At 71.3% G+C, this 21624-nt stretch carries 20 protein-coding genes; 5 read left to right on the top strand and 15 right to left on the bottom strand.

Going from position 1 to position 21624, the window contains the following annotated elements; translation table 11 throughout:
* Window positions 1-6: 6 nt before the first annotated feature.
* The gene (locus tag ABZX96_RS19315) at window positions 7-228 is read right to left on the bottom strand and encodes an MbtH family NRPS accessory protein (protein WP_355545890.1); all 222 of its coding nucleotides are present in this window, start codon (window positions 226-228) and stop codon (window positions 7-9) included.
* A 273-nt stretch (window positions 229-501) separates the two neighbouring features.
* A complete protein-coding gene (locus tag ABZX96_RS19310) occupies window positions 502-1542 on the bottom strand; it encodes an asparaginase (protein WP_355545888.1) in 1041 nt (346 codons plus the stop codon).
* A gap of 410 nt (window positions 1543-1952) precedes the next feature.
* Here ABZX96_RS19310 and ABZX96_RS19305 point away from each other — a divergent pair, with 410 nt between their 5' ends.
* Both ABZX96_RS19305 and ABZX96_RS19300 read left to right on the top strand, forming a co-directional pair.
* Window positions 1953-3533 carry a tryptophan halogenase family protein gene (locus ABZX96_RS19305; protein ID WP_355545886.1) on the top strand — a complete coding sequence of 527 codons (1581 nt, stop codon included), beginning with the start codon at window positions 1953-1955 and terminating at the stop codon, window positions 3531-3533.
* Between the two features lie 6 nt (window positions 3534-3539).
* Complete coding sequence (locus tag ABZX96_RS19300; RefSeq protein ID WP_355545884.1) at window positions 3540-4064, top strand: flavin reductase family protein; 525 nt, start codon at window positions 3540-3542, stop codon at window positions 4062-4064.
* A 92-nt stretch (window positions 4065-4156) separates the two neighbouring features.
* Here the strand turns inward: ABZX96_RS19300 and ABZX96_RS19295 are convergent, their stop codons facing one another.
* From ABZX96_RS19295 to ABZX96_RS19235, 13 genes are all read right to left on the bottom strand, one after another.
* Window positions 4157-5425 carry an activator-dependent family glycosyltransferase gene (locus ABZX96_RS19295; RefSeq protein ID WP_355545882.1) on the bottom strand — a complete coding sequence of 423 codons (1269 nt, stop codon included), beginning with the start codon at window positions 5423-5425 and terminating at the stop codon, window positions 4157-4159.
* A 96-nt stretch (window positions 5426-5521) separates the two neighbouring features.
* Window positions 5522-6784 carry an activator-dependent family glycosyltransferase gene (locus ABZX96_RS19290; protein WP_355545880.1) on the bottom strand — a complete coding sequence of 421 codons (1263 nt, stop codon included), beginning with the start codon at window positions 6782-6784 and terminating at the stop codon, window positions 5522-5524.
* A gap of 22 nt (window positions 6785-6806) precedes the next feature.
* Window positions 6807-8087 carry an activator-dependent family glycosyltransferase gene (locus ABZX96_RS19285; RefSeq protein WP_355545878.1) on the bottom strand — a complete coding sequence of 427 codons (1281 nt, stop codon included), beginning with the start codon at window positions 8085-8087 and terminating at the stop codon, window positions 6807-6809.
* A gap of 32 nt (window positions 8088-8119) precedes the next feature.
* Window positions 8120-9385 carry an activator-dependent family glycosyltransferase gene (locus ABZX96_RS19280; RefSeq protein ID WP_355545876.1) on the bottom strand — a complete coding sequence of 422 codons (1266 nt, stop codon included), beginning with the start codon at window positions 9383-9385 and terminating at the stop codon, window positions 8120-8122.
* A 96-nt stretch (window positions 9386-9481) separates the two neighbouring features.
* Entirely contained in the window at window positions 9482-10753 is a 1272-nt protein-coding gene (locus ABZX96_RS19275) for an activator-dependent family glycosyltransferase (protein ID WP_355545874.1), read from the bottom strand.
* Between the two features lie 14 nt (window positions 10754-10767).
* Window positions 10768-11847: an NAD-dependent epimerase/dehydratase family protein gene (locus ABZX96_RS19270; RefSeq protein ID WP_355545872.1), complete on the bottom strand. Its 1080-nt coding sequence runs from the start codon at window positions 11845-11847 to the stop codon at window positions 10768-10770.
* A 135-nt stretch (window positions 11848-11982) separates the two neighbouring features.
* Window positions 11983-12543, bottom strand: coding sequence for a GNAT family protein (locus ABZX96_RS19265; RefSeq protein ID WP_355545870.1), 561 nt, complete (start codon window positions 12541-12543; stop codon window positions 11983-11985).
* 5 nt (window positions 12544-12548) lie between these two features.
* Entirely contained in the window at window positions 12549-13493 is a 945-nt protein-coding gene (locus ABZX96_RS19260; protein WP_355545868.1) for an aldo/keto reductase, read from the bottom strand.
* 51 nt (window positions 13494-13544) lie between these two features.
* Window positions 13545-15356 carry a PH domain-containing protein gene (locus ABZX96_RS19255; protein WP_355545866.1) on the bottom strand — a complete coding sequence of 604 codons (1812 nt, stop codon included), beginning with the start codon at window positions 15354-15356 and terminating at the stop codon, window positions 13545-13547.
* Entirely contained in the window at window positions 15353-15892 is a 540-nt protein-coding gene (locus tag ABZX96_RS19250) for a PH domain-containing protein (RefSeq protein WP_355545864.1), read from the bottom strand. The genes ABZX96_RS19255 and ABZX96_RS19250 overlap by 4 nt, the downstream gene beginning before the upstream one ends.
* On the bottom strand, window positions 15889-16503 hold the full coding sequence (locus ABZX96_RS19245; protein WP_355545859.1) for an LmbU family transcriptional regulator: 615 nt from the start codon (window positions 16501-16503) through the stop codon (window positions 15889-15891). The genes ABZX96_RS19250 and ABZX96_RS19245 overlap by 4 nt, the downstream gene beginning before the upstream one ends.
* Before the next feature lie 380 nt (window positions 16504-16883).
* Window positions 16884-17873 (bottom strand): 2,3-diaminopropionate biosynthesis protein SbnA, encoded by a 990-nt coding sequence (gene sbnA / locus ABZX96_RS19240; RefSeq protein ID WP_355545857.1) that lies wholly within the window; start codon window positions 17871-17873, stop codon window positions 16884-16886.
* Window positions 17874-17908: 35 nt separating this feature from the next.
* Window positions 17909-18247, bottom strand: coding sequence for a hypothetical protein (locus ABZX96_RS19235; protein ID WP_355545855.1), 339 nt, complete (start codon window positions 18245-18247; stop codon window positions 17909-17911).
* 243 nt (window positions 18248-18490) lie between these two features.
* Here ABZX96_RS19235 and ABZX96_RS19230 point away from each other — a divergent pair, with 243 nt between their 5' ends.
* The 3 genes from ABZX96_RS19230 to ABZX96_RS19220 all read left to right on the top strand — a co-directional run bounded on the left by ABZX96_RS19230 (window position 18491) and on the right by ABZX96_RS19220 (window position 21603).
* A complete protein-coding gene (locus ABZX96_RS19230) occupies window positions 18491-19021 on the top strand; it encodes a hypothetical protein (RefSeq protein ID WP_355545853.1) in 531 nt (176 codons plus the stop codon).
* Window positions 19022-19089: 68 nt separating this feature from the next.
* Window positions 19090-20199, top strand: coding sequence for a DegT/DnrJ/EryC1/StrS family aminotransferase (locus tag ABZX96_RS19225; RefSeq protein ID WP_355545851.1), 1110 nt, complete (start codon window positions 19090-19092; stop codon window positions 20197-20199).
* A 3-nt stretch (window positions 20200-20202) separates the two neighbouring features.
* Window positions 20203-21603 (top strand): NDP-hexose 2,3-dehydratase family protein, encoded by a 1401-nt coding sequence (locus ABZX96_RS19220; protein WP_355545849.1) that lies wholly within the window; start codon window positions 20203-20205, stop codon window positions 21601-21603.
* Window positions 21604-21624 lie beyond the last annotated feature (21 nt).

The following is a 21624-nucleotide window of genomic DNA, read 5'->3' as shown; positions in this document are numbered from 1 at the left end:
TCGGGATCAGACGGTCGCCGACCGCTCCATGCGGCGGCGCAGGCTCAGTGGGCGCATATCCGTCCACACCTCGTCGATATGGGCCAGGCATTCCTCCCGGCTGCCCTCGGTGCCTTCGGCGCGCCACCCTTCGGGAAGCGGCCGGTCGGCCCACCAGATCGAGTACTGCTCTTCGTCGTTGAGCACCACGCGGTAGGCGCGTTCGCCGGTGTTGCCGTGGTCATCCATGGGTCATCTCCCCATCCATGGGTCGTGTTCCGTGTCGGTCCCGGTGAATTCGGCCGGAGGTGTCCGCCCGGTGTTTCCGGTGTTTTCTCCCGGACGTTTCCGAACGCCTCACTCGGCGAAAGGACGGCTTTTCGCTGCCCGGCCGAAATGGGCCGCCCATCAATGGCGGACGAGACCGTACTCGTCGTTTCCTCGCGTGGTCAACGTCCATTCCGCCGATGTCCGGCGGGCGTCGCGATACCTGTCCCGCCGGCGAGACACGCGTTCCGTCGTTCAGAATTGCGCGTTGCCGACCGTGGCGAACCGCTCCCGGATCCGCGCCGGGTCGGAACTCTCGGCGCGCGCGAGCAGCAACAGGATGCGCGCCTTGTGCGGCCCGAGGTCGCCCGCGCTGATCACGTCGATCTTGTCCGTCTCGACGCGCGTCGCACCGGCGCCGTACCGGTTGGCCGCGACGAAGACGACGCCGTGCCAGAGCGCGGCCTCCCGCGCCGCTTCGAGTTGCCGGGGCGAGGGGGTTCCGGCGAGCACGATGCCGGCGACCCCGGCCTCGGCGCTCGCGGTGATGGCCTCACCGCCCGCGTCGGCATAAGTGGCGACGATCTCCACGCGCGGCAGCTCCTCGCGCGCGAGGACCGACAGGTCGAACGGCGCCGGCCCGGGCGGCCCCGGGCGCGCGGGCGCGCGCTGGAGCCGTATCTCCTTCTCGTCGACCGTGCCCAGCACGCCGTACTCGCGCGTGCCGAACGCGTGCAGCCGCAGGCTGTCCGTCTTCGTGGCGTCCCGGGCGGGCAGGATCTGGTCGTTGAAGACGACCACGGTCCCGAACCGGCCGGTCCGCCCATCGGCCGCGAGCCGGACGGCGTTGTAGAGGTTGGGCGGGCCGTCGCTGCCGAGCACCGTCCACGGCCGCACGGCGCCGGTGACGACGACGGGCTTGCCGCCGCCCACCGTCAGGTCGAGGAAGTAGGCCAGCTCCTCCAGCGCGGCCGTGCCGCTGGTGACCACCACACCGTCCGCCGTCCGCAGGTGCTCCCGCACGCGCCGCGCGAGGTCGTGGTAATCGGCGATCGTGTATTCGCCGGAGCTCTTGCCGCCGAAGTCCTCCGCCGTCACGTCGGCGACCTCGCCGATCTCCGGCCGAAGGTGGTCGACGAGTTCCGCGACGGGAATTCTGCCCGCGGTATAGGTCTCGAAATCGGTGCGTCGCGCGGAGACGCCCGACAGGGTGCCGCCCATCGCCAGAACAACGACTCCGGGTTTTCCGCGCCCCGCCGTCACCGGCTCCGAAACAGGAAAGTCATCGAGGTTCACGACGCGCAGCATGGCGCCCCACCGGAGTTCTCCGCAAGGATGGCCGGACCCCGGCGAACCCTGTCCTGCCGGCGGGACGGATACGGCACCCCGGTATAGACGGGACAACCTGTTTCCCCGAATGTGCTGTACGGTTCCGGCAATCCTTCCAGGCGAATTCTCGCCATTACCCGGCCGCCGTCGCGCGCCGGCATCCGGGCTTCACGGATGCCGAGATCCGACGTTGTTCGTGAAAGCCGGGACCCGACTCGCGAAAGCCGGCACCCGAGCGCTCGCGAAATCCGACACCCGGCGTCCGCGGATGCCGAAAGCCGAAACCCGGCGTTCGCGCCCGCCGACACCCGGGCGTTCACGAACGCCGGCACCCGGCATCGACGAAAGCCGACACCCGACTTTGTGAAAGGTGAGCAATGCCCGAGATCCCGAAGAGCGTAGTGATCGTGGGCGGCGGAACCGCCGGCTGGATGACCGCCGCCTATCTGCGCGTCGCGTTCGGCGACCGGTTGTCCGTCACCCTGGTCGAGTCCGAGAACGTCGCCACGATCGGTGTGGGCGAGGCGACCTTCAGCACGGTCCGGCACTTCTTCGACTACCTGGGCCTGGACGAGCGGGAATGGATGCCGGAGTGCCAGGCGACGTACAAGCTCGGCATCCGTTTCGAGAACTGGCAGAAGCCGGGCCACCACTTCTACCACCCGTTCGAACGGACCCGGGTCGTCGACGGCTTCCCGCTGACCGACTGGTGGCTGGCCCGCGAGTCGGGCGACCGGTTCGACAAGGACTGCTTCCTCATCGCGTCGCTGTGCGACAGCAAGCGGTCGCCGCGCTACCTCGACGGCACGCTGTTCGAGAAGCAGAGCGACCAGCCGACGCTGTACCGCACCACCCTGACCGAGCAGAACACCCAGTTCCCGTACGCGTACCACTTCGACGCCACGCTGCTGGCGAAGTTCCTCACCGGGTTCGCCACCGACCGGGGCGCCCGGCACGTCCTGGACGACGTGCTCGACGTGGTGCGGAACGAGGACGGCACCATCAGCCACGTGGTCACCCGGGAACACGGTGACCTGCACGGCGACCTGTTCGTCGACTGCACGGGCTTCAAGGGCCTGCTGATCAACAAGACGCTGGGCGAGCCCTTCGAGTCCTTCCAGGACTACCTGCCCAACGACAGCGCCGTGGCGCTGCGCGTCCCGATGGACATGGCCAGGGACGGCATCCGGCCGTGCACCACGGCGACCGCCCAGGAGGCGGGCTGGATCTGGACCATCCCGCTCTTCGGGCGGATCGGCACCGGCTACGTCTACGCGAGCGAGTACACCTCGCCGGAGGAGGCCGAGCGCACCCTGCGGGAGTTCGTCGGCCCGGCGGCGGCGGACGCGGAGGCCAACCACATCCGCATGCGCATCGGCCGCAACCGGCGCTCCTGGGTGGGCAACTGCGTGGCCATCGGGCTCTCCAGCGGTTTCGTCGAGCCGCTGGAGTCGACCGGCATCTTCTTCATCCAGAACGCGATCGAGCAGTTCGTCAAGCACTTCCCCGACGGCGAGAGCCACGAGCGGCTGCGCGACGCGTACAACGCGCAGGTGGCGCACGTCATCGACGGCGTCCGGGAGTTCCTGGCCCTGCACTACTACGCCGCCGCCCGCACCGACAACCGGTACTGGCGCGACACCAAGACCCGTCCGCTGCCGCCCGGCCTGGCCGAGCGCCTGGAGCGGTGGGGCACCCGGCTCCCCGACGGCGAGTCGATCTTCCCCTACTACCACGGCTTCGAGCCGTACTCGTACCACTCGATGCTCCTGGGCCTGGGCGGCCTGCCGATGCGGCACTCCCCCGCGCTGTCCCTGTTCGACAGCACGGCGGCCGACAAGGAGTTGCAGGCGGTCCGGGACGAGGCCGCGGACCTGGTCGCCAAGCTGCCCAGCCAGTACGAGTACTTCGCCCACCTGCACGGGCTCGCCCCGCACGAACGCGCTTCCGGGCGGTGACGGGCCATGGCACCCACGAAGGCGACGCTCGCCGCGGCCCCCTGTACGCCGCCTGACCACTTCCGCGAGCTGATGTCCGGCTTCCCGACCGGCGTCGGCGTCGTCACCGCCTTCCGCGCCGACGGCCGGCCCATGGGGATGACGTGCTCCTCGATCTGCAGCGTCTCCCTGGAGCCGCCCGTCCTGCTCGTCGCGCTGCGCAGCGCGAGCCCGACGCTGGCGGCGGTGCTGGACGGTTCCGCCTTCTCGCTGAACCTCCTCCACGAGGGAGCGCGTGAGGTCGCGAAGTTGTTCGCGTCCGGTGACGCCGACCGCTTCGACCGGGTGGACTGGCGGCGCGGGAGCGTGGGCGGCGGGCCGCACCTGGCCGACGCCGCCCACGCCATGGCGGACTGCCGGGTCACCCGGCACGAAGCGGTCGGCGACCACACCGTGGTCTACGGAGAGGTCGTCGCCACGGTGACGGCGCCGGGCGCGGCCCGCCCGCTGCTGTACGGGCAGCGGCGGTACGCGAGCTGGCCCGCCGCCTGACCTCGGGTGTCCGGCGGGGAGCTGCCGAACCCGGCTCCCCGCCAACGCTTGTGCCCGACCGACCAGTTGGCCGGCCCGCGTTCGACGAAGCGCTACGAGCGCCGACCCGCCACCAACTCCTCCAGCCGCTCGGCCAGTTCGTGCGGCCCCGGCACCGCCTCCATCTCCCGGCGCAGGGCCTCGGCGTTGCGGGCAAAGGACGGTTCCGTCAGCAGCCGGGACACCCGGCTGCGGATGGCGCGGGCGGTGGCCCTCTCCGCGGGCAGGGCCAACGCGCCGCCCCTGGCCGCCAGCCGCTCCGCGAGCACCGGCTCGTCGCGGTCGTAGGGCAGCACCAGCTGCGGCACGCCCTGTAGCAGCGCGGTGCACAGGCTCCCGAAGCCGCCGTGGTGGACGATCACGGAGCTGGTCGCCAGCAGGGGCTGCATGGGGACGAAGTCCACCAGCCGCACGTTGTCCGGGAGCGTGCCCGCCTCGCGCCGCGCCGCCTCGGAGGCGGTGGCGACGATCTCCACGTCCAGGCCGGACAGCGCGCCGAGGACCGCCCGCGCGCTCACCGCGTGCTCGGTGCCGTACTCCCGCCCGCTGAGCCCGGTCGTGATCACCACCCGCGGGCGCTCCGGCGCGGCCCACAGCCAGTCGGGGACCACGGAGGCGCCCCCGTAGGGGGTGTAGCGCACGGGCAGGTAGGTGAGGTCGGCCTCGCTCTGGAGGAACCCGGGCATCAGGTTCACCGAGAACTCGCCGGTGATCAGGTCCTCGCCGAACCGGGTGCCGTACATGCGCGCGTAGCCCGACAGCCACTCCGCCATCGGGTCCGACCGGCGCTCCTCGGGCCGTTCCGCCTGGAGCCGCAGGAAGTGCTGCCGGGTGATGCCGAAGGCGTCGACGTCGAAGAGGACCCGGCCGTGTGCCGCGCCGCAGGCCTTGGCGGCGACGGCGGCGGCGTGGGTGGTGGGCTCCCACAGCACCAGATCCGGCCGCCATTCGCGGGCGAACCGCACCAGGTCGGCCATCAGCGGCACATTGGTGATCTTGTGCCAGCGGGTGACCTGGCGGGCGTAGCCGGCGTGCAGCCGGTCCCAGGTGACGGTCTCCTCGTCCTCGTCCGCCGCCGCGTAGGGCTCGGGCCACCCGGCGACGCCGTCGTCGAGCCAGTCCGGGTCGCGGGACATGATCTGCCACAGGTCGCGGTTGCCGCCGACGGGCACCGCCGTGAGGCCCGCCCGGGTGATCTCGTCGACGAACTTGGGCTGACTGGCGAAGCGCACCTCGTGCCCCGCCGTGCGCAGGGCCCAGGCGAGCGGGGCCATGGCCAGGAAGTGGGTCTTCTCCGGGTAGCAGACGAACAGTACGCGCATGGTTCTCGGTTCCTCGGTCCTTCGGCTCGGTCGGACGCCGCGCAGGACCGGCGCCGGCCGCCTGCGGGCGGGGCGCCGGTCCTGCGCGGGGGGGGGTCAGTGGGTGGCGTGGAGGCGGGTGAGTTCCTCGATGCGCGGCACCAGCTCGTTGGGGGTGGGCAGCGCGTGGAACTCCTCCGTCAGGCGGGCGGCGCCCTGCCGGAAGGACGGCTCCTTCAGCAGCCGTTGCACCGCCTCGCGCACGTTCGCGCCGGTCGCCCGGCTGGTGTGGATCTCCAGCCCGGCGCCCGTGTCCGCCAGCAGACGCCCCAGCAACGGCTGGTCGTAGTGGTAGTGCAGGGCCAGCTGCGGCACCGGACTGAGACTGGTCGTGGCCAGCGTCGCCGCCCCCGCGTGGTGGACGACCACATCGCAGGTGGGCACCAGGGCGTGCCACGGCACGTACGAGACCAGGCGGGCGTTGTCCGGGACGTGCGTCAGGCGGCGCTGCTCGGACTCCGCCACCGTCGCCACGACCTCGACGTCCAGGTCCCCCAGCGCGGACAACACGTCCTGCACCGAGATCGTGTAGCCCGAGTACACCTCGGTGGCGCTCAGCCCCATGGTGAGCGCCACCCGGGGCCGCTTCGGCGCCTCCCACAGCCACCGCGGGATCTCGGCCCGGCCCCCGTAGGGCACCCACCGCACCCGCTCATAGGGGAGCCCGGTGTCGATCTGGAGCGAGCCCGGAAGCTGGTCGATCGTGAAGTGCCCGGTGGTGAGGTCCTCGGAGAACGCGAAGCCGTACTTGCGGGCGTATCCGGCGAGCCACTCCCCCAGCGGATCGGCCGGGTCGCCGTGCTCCCGCATCAGCTTAAGGTAGCGCTGCCGCACGCCGCCGAACACGTCGATCCCGAACAGCAGCCGCCCGTGCGCCGCCCCCACGGCCTTCGCCGCGAGGGCGCCCGCGTACGCGGTGGGCTCCCACAGCACCAGGTCCGGCCTCCAGTGCCGGGCGAACTCCACCAGGTCCGAGACGATCGGGAAGTTCTCCATCTTGTGCCAGTGCCGGACGGCCACCCGGTAGCCGTCCCGCAGGTACTCCAGGGACTCCTTCTCCGGGTGCTCCAGCACGTCGTACGGCTCCGGGATGCCCGCCCGCGCGGCCTCCACCTCGTCCGGCGCCATGGCGGCCCACCGCCACTGGTCGCGGTCCATGCCGACGGGCAGCGCGGTCAGCCCGGCATCGGTGATCGTGTCGGCGAAGGCGGGCTGGGCCGCGAAGCGCACCTCGTGGCCGGCCGTGCGCAGCGCCCAGGCCAGCGGCGCCAGGTAGCGGAAGATCGTCTTCTCCGGGTTGGTGACGAAGAGGACGCGCATGGGACAGCTCCTTCTCGGGGGTTCAGCGGCCGGGCGCCCGGTGCTTGACGGTCAGCTCCTCCAGCGCCGGGACCAGCGCGTTCGGGCTGGGCAGCGCGCGGATCTCCTCGCGCATGGCGAGCGCCCGCTCCCGGTAGGACGGCTCGTCGAACAGCCGCTCCACGCGCTCGCGGACCAGCGGGCCGGTCGCCTCGCTGGCGAGCAGCGTCTCGGCGGAACCCTGCGCGGCCAGCCGCCGGGCGAGCTCCGGCTCGTCGAAGTCCCACGGCACGCACACCTGGGGGACGGCGCCAAGCGCCGTGGTGAGCAGCGTGCCCGGTCCCGCGTGGTGGATGACGGCGGAGCAGGTGGGGACGAGGGCGTGCAGCGGCACGTAGGAGACGACGCGGACGTTGTCCGGCACCGTGCCGAGCTTGTCCTGCTCGGACGCGGCGATGGTCGCGACGACCTCCACGTCCAGGTCGGCGAGCCCGTCCAGGACGTCCTGCACGCCCACGACATAGCCGCTGAACCGGTTGGTCGCGGTGATGCCGAGGGTGAGCGCGACGCGCGGGCGCTCGGGGGCCGTCCACAGCCACCGGGGCACGGAGGCCGCGCCGCCGTAGGGCACGTACCGGACGGGGAGGTAGTCCAGCCCGCCGGCCTCCAGGCGCAGCGCGTCGGGGAGCTGGTCGATGGTGAACTGGCCGGTGATCATGTCCTCGCCGTACTCGAACCCGTACTTCCGGGCGTACGAGGCCAGCCAGTCGCCGAGCGGGTCCTCGCCCTGCCCGGCGGGGCGCTCCGCGTCGAGCCGCAGGTACTGCTCGCGGGCCACCGCGAACACGTCGATGCTCCACAGCAGCCGCCCGTGCGCGGCGCCGCACGCCTTGGCCGCGATGGCCCCGGCGTAAGTGGTGGGCTCCCACAGGACGAGGTCCGGCCGCCACTGCCGGGCGAACGACACCAGGTCCTCGATCATCGGGAAGTTGTCGAACCGGTGCCAGCGCCGGACGTGGTGCCGGTACCCGTCGCGCATCGCCTCCCAGTCGACGCCCTCGGGGCCGAGCTCGACCGCGTTGTACGGGGCGGGCAGGCCCTCGCGCGAGGCCTCGCGCGCGTCCGGGTCGAGTTCGGCCACCCGCCAGATGCCCCGGTTGCGGCCGACGGGCACGGCGGTCAGCCCGGCCTGGGTGATGGTGTCGACCAGCTCGGGCTGGCTGGCGACCCGGACGTCGTGCCCCGCCGTGCGCAGGGCCCAGGCCAGCGGGACCATCGCCTGGAAGAAACTCTTCTCCGGGTAGGTGGTGAGCAGTACGCGCATGGGGTTCCCTTTCCGGGTCCGGACGGCGGGGGTCAGTGGGTGGCGTGGAGGCGGGTGAGTTCTTCGATGCGCGGCACCAGCTCGTTGGGGGTGGGCAGGGCCCGCATCTCCTCCGTCAGGCGGGTGGCGCCCTGGCGGAAGGACGGCTCCTTGAGCAGGCGCTGCACCGCCTCGCGCACGTTCGCGCCGGTGGCCCGGCTGGTGTGGATCTCCAGACCGGCACCCGTGTCCGCCAGCAGACGCCCCAACAGCGGCTGGTCGTAGTGGTAGTGCAGGGCCAGTTGCGGCACCGGACTGAGACTGGTCGTGGCCAGGGTCGCCGCCCCCGCGTGGTGGATGACCACATCGCAGGTGGGCACCAGGGCGTGCCACGGCACATAGGGCACCAGGCGGGCGTTGTCCGGGATGTGGGTCAGGCGCCGCTGTTCGCTCTCCGCCACCGTCGCCACGACCTCGATGTCCAGGTCCCCCAGCGCGGACAGCACGTCCTGCATGGAGATCGTGTAGCCGTCGAAGATCTCGGTGGCGCTCAGGCCCATGGTGAGCGCCACCCGGGGCCGCTTCGGCGCCTCCCACAGCCACCGCGGGATCTCGGCCCGGCCCCCGTAGGGCACCCACTGCATCCGCACGTAGTCCAGGCCGGGCGCCTCGATCTGGAGGCTGCCGGGGAACGGGTCCAGGGTGAAGTGGCCCGTGACCATGTCCTCGGAGAACTCGTAGCCGTACTTGCGGGCGTATCCGGCGAGCCATTCGCCCAGCGGGTCGGCCGGGTCGTCGTGCTCCCGCATCAGCTCCAGGTACCGCTGCCGCACGCCGCCGAACACGTCCACCCCGAACAGCAGCCGGGCGTGCGCCGCCCCCACGGCCTTCGCCGCGATCGGACCGGCGTACGTCAGCGGCTCCCACAGCACCAGGTCCGGCTTCCAGTGCCGGGCGAACTCCACCAGGTCCGAGATGATCGGGAAGTTGCTGATCCGGTGCCACCCCTTGGTGGCCTTGAGCATCCCAGGCTTCAGGTACTCCCAGGTGGACTTGGCCGGGTCCTCGAAGGCGTCGTAGGGCGCGGGCACGCCGACCCGCAGCGCCGCCCGGTCCTGCGGCCGGTGCGCGGTGATGCGCCAGGGGTTGCGGTCGCTGCCCAGAGGGACGGCGGTCAGCCCCGCCTGCGTGATGACCTGGGCGAACTCCGGCTGGCTGGCGACGCGCACGTCGTGGCCCGCGGTACGCAGCGCCCAGGCCGTGGACGCCATGTACTGGAAGATCGACTTTTCGGGGTTGACGGCGAGTAGGACCCGCACGGGGACTCCTTGTCGGTGGGTGGGTCGGTCGGGTGGGTCGGGCGAGGGGGAGCGGTGGAGGGCACCGCGAGGGGTTCAGTCACCAGGGGTGTGTGATCACCGAGGCGTAGACAGCGTCAACGCCTCAAGCTGGGCCGCCAGTTCGTTGGGCGACGGCATCCCCAGGAGCTGATCGCGCAGCCCCCGCGCGCCCTCGCCGAACCGTGGTTCGCCCAGCAGGCGCACGAGTTGCTCCCGCACCGCGGGCCCCGTGGCCTCGGCGGCCGGCACGCACAGGGCGCCGCCCTGCGCCACGAGCCCCCGGGCGAGCTCCGGTTCGTCGAAGTGCCAGGGCAGCAGGAGCTGCGGCACGGCGTGCAGCGCGGTGGTCGAGAGGGTGCCGAAGCCCGCGTGGTGGATCACGGCGGAGCAGGTGGGGACGAGGGCGTGCAGCGGCACGTAGGAGACGACGCGGACGTTGTCCGGCACCGTGCCGAGCGTGCCCTGCTCGGACGCGGCGATGGTCGCGACGACCTCCACGTCCAGATCGGCCAGCGAGTCCATGACGTCCCGCACCCCGACGACATAGCCGTCGAACCGCTCGGTCGCGACCATGCCGAAGGTCAGCGCCACCCGGGGCCGTCGCGGTGCCTCCCGCAGCCACTCGGGCACGACGGCCGGGCCGCCGTACGGAACGTACCGCATCGGCACGTAGCGCAGGCCCTCGGCCTCCATCCGCAGTGAGCCGGGCAACTGGTCGATCGTGAAGTGCCCGGTCGCCATGTCCTCGGAGTACGCGAAGCCGTACTTCCTGCCGTAGGAGGCCAGCCAGTCCGCCAGCGGGTCCGCCCGCTCGGCGGCCGGCTGCATGGCCTTGAGGCGCAGGAAGCGCTCACGGGTCACCCCGTAGACGTCCAGGCCGAACGTCAGCCGGGCGTGGGCGGCGCCGCACGCCTTGGCCGCGACAGAGCCGGCGAACGTGGTCGGCTCCCAGATCACCAGGTCCGGCCGCCAGGCGCGGGCGTACTCCACCAGGTCGGCGAGCATCGGGACGTTCTCCGGCCGGTGCCAGTACCGCACCTGGCGGGTGTAGGCGTCCCGCAGCGGCTCCCACGTGACCTCTTCAAGAGGCCGGGTGGCGGTGTCGTACGGCTCCGGCAGCCCGACCCGGCCCACGCCGTGCGCGTCGGGCGCCAGCTCCATCATCCGCGCCGGGTCGCGGAGCCGGCCCACGCTCACGGCGGTCAGCCCCGCCTGGGTGATCTCGTCGACGAAAGCCGGCTGGCTGGCGAACCGCACCTCGTGCCCGGCCGTCCGCAGCGCCCAGGCCAGCGGGGCCATCGCGAGGAAGTGGGTCCGTTCCGCGTACGTGACGAAGAGAACGCGCATACGAATCTCCCCCCTCAGCCCGTCGTCTCGTTCTGCCGGGACTCGTCTGGCCGGGACTCGTCCTGCCTGGGCTCGTCCTGCGGGGACCCGTCCGCGCCCCGCTCCCGGGCGACGGCGAGGCAGGCCCGCTCCACACCGGCCGCCAGCGGGACCTCCGCCCGCCATCCCGTGGCGGCGTGGAACGCGGCGGGATCGACGACGAAGTCCAGCCCGTCCGTGGGCAGCGTGTGCGCGACCGGGGGAACGGTGACCACCGGCACGGGGTCCGTCTCCAGGTACGCGGCGACGCGCCGGGAGATCATGCCGAACAGCTCGGCGACGCTGGTCCCCTGCCCCGTCCCGACGAGCCAGTGCCGGCCCGCCAGCGCGTCCACCGCGTCCAGCGCGGCGCCGAACGCCCGGGCCGCGTCGTCCACGCACAGCAGGTCGCGCCGGACCGTGCCGTCGTGCCACATCTGGAGCCGCTCTCCCGCGCGCGCCCGGCGGGCCATGGCGGCGACCACCCCCCGGTCCAGCCGGATCGGATCGGTGCCCTGGCTGTAGAGCGTGGCCAGGCGCAGCGAGACGCCGCGGATCAGCCCTTCCTCCGTGGCGTCGAGCAGCACGCGCTCCGCGTCGGTCTTCTGCTGGTCGTAGCCCGACAGCGGCTTGTCCGGTATCTCGTTGGTGAGCCGGGCGCCCGCGACCGGCGCGCCGCACTGCGACATGGCGCCGGAGAACAGCACGGCAGGCGGCGGCTCGTGGCCGCTCCGGCGTGCTCGTACGGCGGCGACCAGGTCCCGGACCGTGCCGACGTTGACCCGCTCGGCCGCGGTGTCGGTGCCGTCCACCCGCCAGGCGTTCGGGCCCGCCATGTAGGCGGCGAGGTGGAACACCGCGTCGGCGCCCTCGATGGCCTCGGCGACCGCGCCGGGTTCGGTGAGGTCCGCCCGGCGGATCTCCACGTCCGCGGCACACCCCCGGGGGACCCGGGCCGGCCGTCGGCCGACGAGGCGCAACCGGACGGGCCGCGCGGCCAGTTCACGGGCTACGGCCGTACCCAGGAGCCCCGAGGCTCCGAGCACCACCAGCCGCTTCGCCTCTTGGCGTGCCACAGGCTCTCCTTTGTCTCCAAGGTGCGTCTGCCGCTCGGCAAATGAGGCGGCAGGGAAAAGGGAAAACGGAAATGGGGAAAGGGGGTGTGCATCCCGGGCGCGCCGCGCGGGAGACCGCTCCGGCGCGACGGTCCGTCACCCCGGACTGATACGCCAGCTCCGCGCGTGCGGCAGCAATCTGTCGTCCAATTGCCGCCTGACGCGGTACTCCCATTCCTCACGGCGGATTTCATAGGTGTGCAGGTCCCAGTGGCGACCGCGGAAATACAGATGGTCTTCGAGCACCGCCGTCTTCCTGGGCGCGTTGTCCTTCAGGCCGAAGGAGGCGAAACTCGCCTGCGTCGTCTGCACGATCACCTTCTCGATGGCGAACACCGCGAAGGCGTAGTTGTACGTCAGGTGCGCCGCCTCGGCCCCGAGGCCGAGCCGGGTCCGTTCCGGGTCGAGGTAGATCCCGCACTTCACGTGCCCGGCGGGGTTGAGGCCGTGCAGCACGCTGAAGCCCAGGACCGATCCGCTCGCCCGCTGCCGGACGAGGAACGCCGCGCAGGCGTTGGCCATCAGCCCGGCGGGTCCGTCGGACGGGCGCAGGCTCTCGATGCCGGTGCGCAGCAGGGTGCCCAGCATGGCCTCCCGCGCGCTGTCGGCGGTCGCCGGATCCAGCCTGACCCGGCGGGACTCGGTGTGCGGAAACATGGGGGCTACTCCAATGCGGCGGGGAACCGTTCCCGGTCCCAACTCATCTCGCCCGTTGCCGTGGGCAGTGCGGCGATCTCCTTGTGGTCCTGCTCGGTGAGTTCGATCTGCGTGGCGGCGACGTTCTCCTCCAGCCAGCGCAGCCGCTTGGTGCCGGGGATCGGGACGATGTCCGTGCCCTGTCCGAGCACCCAGGCGAGCGCGATCTGGGACGGGGTGGCGCCGTGCCGCTCCGCGATCGCGCGCAGCCCCTCCACGATCGCCCGGTTGTCGCGGAGGGCGTCGGGGCCGAACCGGGGGTCGCGCCGACGCGAGTCGGCCGCGGCCAGGCTGCCCCCGTCGACCATCCCGGTCAGGTAGCCGCGGCCGAGCGGCGCGAACGCGAGGAAGCCCACGCCGTTCTCCCGGCACCACGGCAGCACGGTGCCCAGGCTCTCCGTGGACCACACGGACAGCTCGTACTGCACGGCCGTGAGCGGGAACACCGCGTGGATGCGCGCCAGTTCGTCCACCGTCGCGTGCGAGATGCCCAGCGCCCGCACCTTGCCCTCCGTGACCAGCTCGCCGAGGGCTCCCCAGGTCTCCTCCAGGGGGACGGCGGGGTCGACGCGGTGCAGTTGGTAGAGGTCGATGACCTCCCGGTCGAGCCGGCGCAGCGAGGCCTCGCACGCGCGGCGCAGGAATTCGGGGCGGCCGTTCCTGCGCAGGGTGCCGTCAGGAGCGGGGACCAGTCCGCATTTGGTGGCCACGGCGGCCTTGCTGTGGCAGGAGCGCAGCGCGCCGCCCACCAATTCCTCGTTGGCGTACGGGCCGTACACATCGGCGGTGTCGAAAAGACTGATGCCCAGGTCCACCGCCCGGCGCACGACCTCGAACGATTCGCGGTCGTCCCGTTCCTCCGGGTTGTAGCCGTGGGACATGGAACTGCATCCGAGTCCGAGCGCGCTCACTCGGAAATCCTTGCCGAGTATGGTCTCCCACATCATTCTTCGAATCCGTTGCTAGGGGGAATGGGGACTTGGCCGCTCCGCCTCTTCTTCCACATACGGGGACATCAGCTCCGGGCTCACCTGGCGGATGAAGGGAATGGCCTTTTTCGTGCCGACGTCGGGCGCCTCGTACGTGCCGTAGCCCGCGGCCGTCGACACCCGGATCGTCACGAGGCCGAGCCATCGCTGAACGAAGGACTGGCGCACCGTCCACCCGATGACCGCCTTCTTCTGCAAGACGGTCGTGGACCGGCTGAGGAGTCCGTTGCGCAGGACGACATAGGGGCCGGTCACCGTGTGCCCGAGGCAGCGGTAGGCGACGTTGGCCAGCACGGCGGCCACCGGCAGCAGCGCCACCGGCACCAGCCACGCCCAGGACGCGACCGCGCCCGTCCGGCCCAGCCAGGCCAGCACGCCCGCGAACCCGCCGGGGACGAGCAGCGCCCACCACATCCGCCGGAACAGCGCGGCCTTGGGGTGCCGCCGCAGCGGCGCCTCCAGCGGGCGCACGTCGTCGTTCAGCACCAGCCGCGCGACCCGCCGCGCCTCCTTGACCGGGCCGCGCGGCAGGATGCTGCTCGCCGGCTCGTCCTTCAGCGACCAGCCGCCCAGCCCCGTGGAGATGACCTCCGTCTCGGAGAGGCCGATCCAGCGCCAGAACAGCGGTTCGCTGAGGTGGATGCCGCGCAGCCGCGCGTCGTCCCGGTACACCTCGCGCGTCTGGAACAGCCCGCGGCGTGTGACCAGCGCCGTTCCGGTCTCGGTCGTTCTGCGGACGAGCCGGAAGGCGTAGTTCTCCGTGATGAACGCGCCGGCGAGCCCGGCGATCCCGACGACCAGCACCACGCCGACCAGCAGCGCGATGGTCCATCCGGAACTCAGATCCTGTTTGCCGATGATCGGCTCGACGGCCTTCGGCAGGTCGATGCCGATGACGAACAGCGACCAGGTGACGGCGAGGATCAGGAAGCCCCCGACGAAGAACGCCCAGAGGTTGACGAGGTTGTAGGGCAGCCACCACCAGCTCAGCCGGGCCAGCTCGGTCTCGTCCTGGTCCGTCGTCGCGGTCCCGGCCTGGTTCGCCGTCGCGGTCCCGTCCTGATTCGCCGTCGCGGTCCCGTCCCGATTCGCCGTCGCGGTCCCGTCCCGGTCCGACGTAGCGCTGGGGACGGCCTCCGGTTGCGGCTCCACGGGGTGCGCGGCGTGCCGGCCGAGGAGTTCGCGCCGGAGCCGCTTGGCCGTCGGCAGGGACACCGCGTCGAGGACGAGCGAGGCCTTCCGCTCGCCCGAGCCGATGTGCAGCACCCGCAGGCCGACGAGCCGGTGCGAGAAGCGGGCGGTGATGTCCACGCTGCGGATGCGGTCCCGCGAGACGTAGCGGTACTTGCGGTAGAACACGCCGACGCGCAGCTCCACCCGCTGGCCGGTGATCCGGTACCTCGTCTTCACCCAGCGCAGGAGGTTGCGCAGCGGACGCATCGAACCCACCACGGTCGCGGCGAAGGACGCCCACACCGAGGGCTCGCCCGGCTGCAGGTCCAGCAGGAACAGCGTGAGGTAGCTGGGCAGCAGGGAGAGGAGGAAGAGGGCGAGTTCCGTCCAGACCATGCGGAGGTCCAGGCGCAGCCAGGGGACGAGGGCGGCTTCGGGGTCTCCGATCGGCTCGGGGACGGCTTCGTCCGCCGTGCCGTCGGCCTGGTCGGGCACCGCTTCGTCCGCCGTGTGTGCGGCCGGGGCGGGCCCGGCAGCCCCGACCGCCCCGGTCCCACCACCGGCCACGACCTCGTCCCGGTCATCGGCCTCACGGGCGGTACGGCCGCTCACGTCGCGTCCCCCGGCGTCGCCTGGGTCAGCTCCGTCAGCTCGTGGGCGAGCCGCTCGGCGATCTCGGCGTCCAGGCCGGAGATCTTGATCCGTCCCTGCTTGGACGCCGTGGTCACCCGCAGCGTCGCGAGGCCGAAGAGCTGCTGGAGGGGGCCGCGTACGGTGTCGACGCTCTGGATGCGGGAGACCGGCACGAAGCGCCACTCCCGGACCACCCAGCCGCGCAGCGAGTACACGGCCTCCTCGCTCGTCTCCCAGCGGTGGATGTAATAGCGCCAGGACGGCGCGACGGACACCTGGAGCACCCACACGACGCCGAGCAGCACCAGCAGCGGTTCGAGCCAGGGCCTGGACGGCGCGTAGAAGGCGTACACCAGGCCCAGCGGGCCGAGCACGGCGAGCCCCTTGCACAGGTTCGAGACCGTCCACCACAGGATGCTGCGCCGTTCGAGCCGGTGGCGCGGAGGGCGCAGCCGCAGGAGTTCCCCGGGGACGGCGGGGGCCGGGCCGGCCGCCGCGGGTGCTGCCTCGGTCATGCCGTCATGCCCCGTTCCGGCAGCGCCTTCGGCTCGTCTTCCCGCTCCCCCGGCACGAGCGTCATCGTGGCCGCCTTGTCGAGGGTCGAGATGATCCATTCGGCGAGGTTCTTCTCCGCGCTCTCCGCGGCGGCCTCCCAGCGCTGCTTCTGGTCGGCGACCAGGCTGACCTGGAACTGCACGACGTCCTCGACCTCGGGTTCCGGCTGCCGGCTCTTGCGGATCTGCCGGCGCAGTTCGGTCTTGGACCAGGCGAACTTCTCCGCCCTGTCGAGCCACATGTCCTGGCCTTCCGGCGGAAGCCCGGCGACTTCGGCGTGGTGCTGGAAGCTCAGCTTCTCGTGCCGCCGCTCGGGGCTGAACCTGCGGGCGACCCAGGCGTAGTTCCGAAGTGTCTGGTAATCCAGCGAGGTTTCCGCTATCGCGTGCTTGTAACGGTTGGGATATTGGGCCTGCCCGTAGATCAGCCAATCTCCGAGCCACCAGGCCGACGAATTCGCTATGAGGAAGATGTGCCGTCCGAGGTCGCGCCATTCCGGGAGCGGCATTCCCTGGGGAATCTGCAGTGCGGTCCGCCGGGTCACGGCGCGGTTGCCCAGCCCGGGACCCATACCGGGCTGCGGCGTGCGCCGGGGTGCCGTGCCGTTGTTCGCGTACGGCGCCCTGTGGACCCTTTGGCGCGTCGCCTGAAGGGATTTGGCTCCTTCGGCGTGACTGATGCTCGGCATCTCACTGGTTCCAATCCATGGGTTCCTGCGCGGGGTTGATCAGGAGCCTTGCAGACCTGTTCTGGAAGGTGTTTGGAAGGCTTCTAAACACGCAGGTGGTATTTCGTCCGCACCGCGTCCGAAACCCGCGGGTGCCGGGCCGGGCCGCACCGCGAACGGGCCCCGCGGACGCCGGGCCGGGCCGGTCCGGGACACGGCCCGCGGGTGCCGGGCCCCCGGCGGGCCCGGCGAGCGGTGCCCGCGCCACCGGGCAGCCGCGTCCCTCAGCGTTTCCAGAGGTGCTCGATGTCGCCGAAGTGCTCCTGGACCCAGGCGTCGGAGTAGACGGTGTCCACGTAGCGCTCCCCTCGGTCAGGCAGGACGAGGACGCAGTCGGCGCCCTCCGGCAGCCCGGCCGCCCGCTGCTCGGCGGCCCGCACCACCGCGCCCGACGACCCGCCGCCGAGGATCGCCTCGGCCCGCACCAGCCGGCGGCAGCCGACGACGCAGTCCTGGTCCGTCATGCGGGCGACGGAGTCGGCCAGCCCTTCCTGGTACAGGGCCGGGCGGCGGGCCGCGCCGTGGCCGGGGATCAGCCGCCGGCAGGTGACCTCGCCGAAGATGGCGCTGCCCACCGCGTCCACCGCCACGACGTGGGTGTCCATGCCGTGCTCGGCGATGTACCGGGCGCAGCCGTGGACCGTGCCGCAGGACCCCGTGGCGACGAAGAGGTAGTCGACCTTCCCGTCCAGCGCCTCCGCGATCTCCCGCATCGTCCCTTCCTGGGCCCGCGCGTTGAGGAGGTTCGCGTACTGGTTGGGCCAGAAGGCGCCGGGGATCTCCGCCGCGAGCTGCCGCGCCCGCTCGATCCGGGCCGACAGGTAGTCGCCCTGGTCGTTGTCCGCGGTGGTGACGAGCTCCAGCCGGGCCCCGTAGGCCTTGAGGGTCGCGAGGTGCTGCGGGGTCGTCTTCGGGTCGACCACGCAGACGAACCGCAGGCCGAACCAGTTGCAGACCTGCGCCAGGCCCACCCCGAGGTTCCCGGAGCTGGATTCCACGACGGTGGAGCGCCCCGGGACCAGTTCGCCGCTCTCCAGCGCGCCCCGCACCATGCTCAGGGCCGCCCGGTCCTTCATGCTCCCGCCGGGATTCATGCCTTCGAGCTTGGCGTGGAACCGGGCGGGAGAATCCGGGAAGAGTCGTTCGAGACGCACAAGCGGGGTCCCCCCTACAGCGGAGAGTATCCCTTTTCCGGTGCGTGGAATTGTTGCCATCTGAGGGCTCACTCTCCGCCGCGGACGCTTCCCCCTTACGAATTCCCGGAACCGGCCTCGGCCGTTTTCCCGCCCGCCGCGTCCTGCGCCTCCTGAACGCGGGCGATGGCCACGGCCAGGTCCCGGAACGTCTTCCCCTTGAACTCGTCGAGGTGCTCCATGAGCTTGCGCTCCAGCTTGTTCTCCAGCTCCAGGAGCGTTTCGACGAAGGAGAACGAGTCGAGGTCCGTCATGCTGTGCGGCTCCGGGATGTCGGGCTGCTCGGCACAGATCATGACCGCGGTCTCCCGCACCTCCTTCTCCAGTGCGTCGATGACCTCCGGGTCGAGGCCCTCGGAGGAGAATCCGTTCTGTACGAGCCCATTATTCGTCATTCGCTGTCGGCACCCTTCATTTCGAATTCCGGCGACAAGCCGAGACACTACGCAAGCACCCGGTGCCGATGTCAACGCCGGGAATCACGGGAAACGCGTAACCGCAGGCCGGAAGCCCCCACGGCGTCCCGCCGGCGGGACGCCGAATTAGCCGGGGCCGTCATCGCTTGACACCCCGGGTGGCCCGTGATTGGTTCACTCGCCGATCCATTTCGCACGCCGTAAAACCAAGGGGGCGCACGCATGCTGTACCCGCACATAGAAAGCAGGCGAATCCGGCTGAAACCCGCCGGACGCGATGACGCGCCGGCGGCCTACGATATTCTATTCCGCAGCGGGATCGGCCCGCTTCCGATGCTCGACGCCTATGTGGAAAAATTCGGCGCCGGGCTGTGGGCGTGCTTTATGGTGCACGGCACGGAGAGCGACGACCTGCTCGGCTTCAGTACGCTTTCCGAGCTCAAGCCGGCCGGGCATCTGCGCGCCGAGGTCCATCTCCGCCCCGGTACCCCGGAGGACGTAAGGTCCGAGGTCAACGCGTTGAGTGTGAATTTCGCGTTCTCCATGTGGCGGACGCGGAAGGTGTATTTCGAGGTGGTGGATCCGACGCTCGCGCGGATCGGTTTCGGACACCACACGAAGGCCATGCGGGCGGAGGCCGTCCTGCCGGAGTACGTCTTCCGGTACGGAAAACCGCAGGACGTGCACGTCATCTCCTACAGCCGCGAGAACTGGGAGGCGCACGGCCTGGACTTCGTCCGGCACATCGTGTGAACCGGCCCGCGCCACCCGCCCTGCCCCGATGAATGTCGCTCTAGCCGATCGTGGAGGTACCTGTCGCCATGACCATGCATGTCTGGGGTTATCTGGCCGAGTACGAGAAGGAACGGACCGAAATCCTGGACGCCGTCGACACGGTGTTCGGCTCGGGCCAACTGGTGCTGGGCGCCAGCGTCGAGGGTTTCGAGCGGGAATTCGCCGAGTACCACGGCCTCCCGCACTGCGTCGGCGTCGACAACGGGACCAACGCCCTGGTCCTGGGCCTGCGCGCGCTCGGCATCGGCCCCGGCGACGAGGTCGTCACCGTCTCCAACACCGCGGCCCCCACCGTCGTCGCCATCGACGCCGTGGGCGCCACCCCCGTCTTCGTCGACGTCCACAGCGACACCTACCTGATGGACGTCGAGCAGGTCGAGGCGGCGATCACCCCGCGCACCCGCTGCCTGCTGCCCGTCCATCTCTACGGCCAGTGCGTGGACATGGCGCCGCTGGAGCGGATCGCCGAGAAGCACGGCCTGCCGATCCTGGAGGACTGCGCCCAGGCGCACGGCGCCCGCCACCACGGCCGCACGGCCGGCACGATGGGCAAGGCGGCGGCGTTCTCCTTCTACCCGACCAAGGTGCTGGGCGCGTACGGCGACGGCGGCGCGACGGTCACGGCCGACCCGGAGGTGGACGCCAACCTGCGGCGGCTGCGCTACTACGGCATGGAGACCACGTACCACGTCGTCCGGCTCCCCGGGTACAACAGCCGGCTGGACGAGGTGCAGGCGGAGATCCTGCGCCGGAAGCTGACCCGGCTGGACGACTACGTGGCCAAGCGCCAGGCCATCGCCCAGCGTTACGCCGAGGCGTTCGCCGGCACGGACCTGGTGACGCCCGTCACGGCCCCCGGCAACACGCACGTCTACTACGTCCACGTGGTGCGCCACCCGCGGCGGGACGCCATCATCGAAGCCCTCAAGGCCCAGGACATCCACCTCAACATCAGCTACCCGTGGCCGGTCCACACCCAGAAGGGCTTCGCCCACCTCGGCTACAAGGAGGGATCGCTGCCGGTGACCGAGGCCGCCGCGAAGGAGATCTTCTCGCTGCCGATGTACCCCTCCCTCACGGCCGGCGACCAGGACCGCGTGATCGACGCCCTGCGCGGCGTGCTCGCGAAGGTCTGAGGCATGACGGACCTGGACCTCGACCGGCCCGCCCTGCGCGACGGCCCGCTGACCTCCGCCGCCGACTTCCACGCCTGGTGGGAGGACCGGCACCGGGTGAGCCGGCACCACGTGGAGCAGGTCGACTTCGCCGACCTGACCGACTGGGACTTCGACGGGAGGACCGGCAACCTCGCCCACTCCAGTGGGCGGTTCTTCTCCGTGGAGGGCCTTGAGGCACGCGAGGGCGGCGCCGTCACCTGGCAGCAGCCGATCATCAACCAGCCGGAGATAGGCATCCTCGGCATCGTCGTCAAGGCGTTCGACGGCGTCCTGCACTGCCTCATGCAGGCCAAGATGGAGCCCGGCAACATCAACGCGCTGCAACTCTCCCCGACGGTGCAGGCCACCCGCAGCAACTACACGCAGGTGCACCGCGGCGGCCGGACGCCCTACCTGGAGTACTTCGCCGGGCCCGACCGCGGCGAGGTGCTGGTCGACGTGCTGCAGTCCGAGCAGGGCGCCTGGTTCTGGCGCAAGCGCAACCGGAACATGGTCGTCCTGGTCACCGGGGACGTCCCGGTCCTGGACAACTACCACTGGCTGAGCCTGGAGCAGCTCCGCGCGCTGACCTGCCTGGACAACGTCGTGAACATGGACGCGCGCACGGTGCTGTCGTGCATGCCGTTCGCCTTCCCCGACGAGGCCGAGGTACGCGGCGACGGCTCGTTCCGCGACGCGCTCATCCGCTCGTACCAGTACCAGGCGGACCCGGCCACCGCCCCCGCCCGGCACAGCTCGGCGGAGATCCTGAGCTGGTTCATCGAGGCCAAGACCCGCTGCGACTGGTCGGCCCGCCTCGTGCCGCTGCGCGAGGTGGCGGGCTGGTCCCACGACCGGCGGGAGCTGAGCGACGCCGCCGGGCGGCAGTTCCGCGTCATCGGGGTGTCCGTGGAGGCGGGCGACCGCGAGGTGAAGCGGTGGACGCAGCCGCTGCTGGCCCCGCGCGGCCAGGGCCGGGCCGTCTTCCTGACCCGCCGCGTCGACGGCGTGCTGCACCTGCTGGCCCAGGCGCGGCCCGAGTACGGGCTGATGGACATGGTCGAGATGGCGCCGACCGTGCACCTGCTGCCGGGCGAGGACGTCTCGGACATCCAGCATCCCTACCTGCGGGCGGCGGTGACGGACGGCGCCCGCGAAGGGCACGTGGTCCGCTACGACTCCGTGCAGTCCGAGGAAGGCGGGCGTTTCTACCACGCGCTGACCCGCTACCAGGTCATCGAGGTACCGCCCGACGCCCCCGACACCATCGCGCCGAGCCACCTGTGGGTGACCGTGCGGCAGCTCCAGGACCTGCTGTACCACGGCCACTACCTCAACATCGAGGCCCGCAGCCTGCTGGCCTGCCTGCACAGCCTGTACTGACGCCGCACACCCGTTGGGAGG

The organism is Streptomyces sp. NPDC003077, from assembly GCF_040611095.1.
In the GTDB taxonomy this organism is placed as follows: Bacteria; Actinomycetota; Actinomycetes; order Streptomycetales; family Streptomycetaceae; genus Streptomyces.
The sequence above is the reverse complement of the archived record's forward strand: the minus strand, read 5'-3'. Positions and strand labels throughout refer to the sequence as shown.

What these genes read in the sequence shown, in the direction of transcription:
- ABZX96_RS19315 (WP_355545890.1), bottom strand. Translation starts at nt 228, where the DNA reads ATGGATGACCACGGCAACACCGGCGAACGCGCCTACCGCGTGGTGCTC.
- ABZX96_RS19305 (WP_355545886.1), top strand. Translation starts at nt 1,953, where the DNA reads ATGCCCGAGATCCCGAAGAGCGTAGTGATCGTGGGCGGCGGAACCGCC.
- ABZX96_RS19300 (WP_355545884.1), top strand. Translation starts at nt 3,540, where the DNA reads ATGGCACCCACGAAGGCGACGCTCGCCGCGGCCCCCTGTACGCCGCCT.
- ABZX96_RS19295 (WP_355545882.1), bottom strand. Translation starts at nt 5,425, where the DNA reads ATGCGCGTACTGTTCGTCTGCTACCCGGAGAAGACCCACTTCCTGGCC.
- ABZX96_RS19290 (WP_355545880.1), bottom strand. Translation starts at nt 6,784, where the DNA reads ATGCGCGTCCTCTTCGTCACCAACCCGGAGAAGACGATCTTCCGCTAC.
- ABZX96_RS19285 (WP_355545878.1), bottom strand. Translation starts at nt 8,087, where the DNA reads ATGCGCGTACTGCTCACCACCTACCCGGAGAAGAGTTTCTTCCAGGCG.
- ABZX96_RS19275 (WP_355545874.1), bottom strand. Translation starts at nt 10,753, where the DNA reads ATGCGCGTTCTCTTCGTCACGTACGCGGAACGGACCCACTTCCTCGCG.
- ABZX96_RS19265 (WP_355545870.1), bottom strand. Translation starts at nt 12,543, where the DNA reads ATGTTTCCGCACACCGAGTCCCGCCGGGTCAGGCTGGATCCGGCGACC.
- ABZX96_RS19250 (WP_355545864.1), bottom strand. Translation starts at nt 15,892, where the DNA reads ATGACCGAGGCAGCACCCGCGGCGGCCGGCCCGGCCCCCGCCGTCCCC.
- ABZX96_RS19245 (WP_355545859.1), bottom strand. Translation starts at nt 16,503, where the DNA reads ATGGGTCCCGGGCTGGGCAACCGCGCCGTGACCCGGCGGACCGCACTG.
- sbnA (WP_355545857.1), bottom strand. Translation starts at nt 17,873, where the DNA reads ATGGCAACAATTCCACGCACCGGAAAAGGGATACTCTCCGCTGTAGGG.
- ABZX96_RS19235 (WP_355545855.1), bottom strand. Translation starts at nt 18,247, where the DNA reads ATGACGAATAATGGGCTCGTACAGAACGGATTCTCCTCCGAGGGCCTC.
- ABZX96_RS19230 (WP_355545853.1), top strand. Translation starts at nt 18,491, where the DNA reads ATGCTGTACCCGCACATAGAAAGCAGGCGAATCCGGCTGAAACCCGCC.
- ABZX96_RS19225 (WP_355545851.1), top strand. Translation starts at nt 19,090, where the DNA reads ATGACCATGCATGTCTGGGGTTATCTGGCCGAGTACGAGAAGGAACGG.
- ABZX96_RS19220 (WP_355545849.1), top strand. Translation starts at nt 20,203, where the DNA reads ATGACGGACCTGGACCTCGACCGGCCCGCCCTGCGCGACGGCCCGCTG.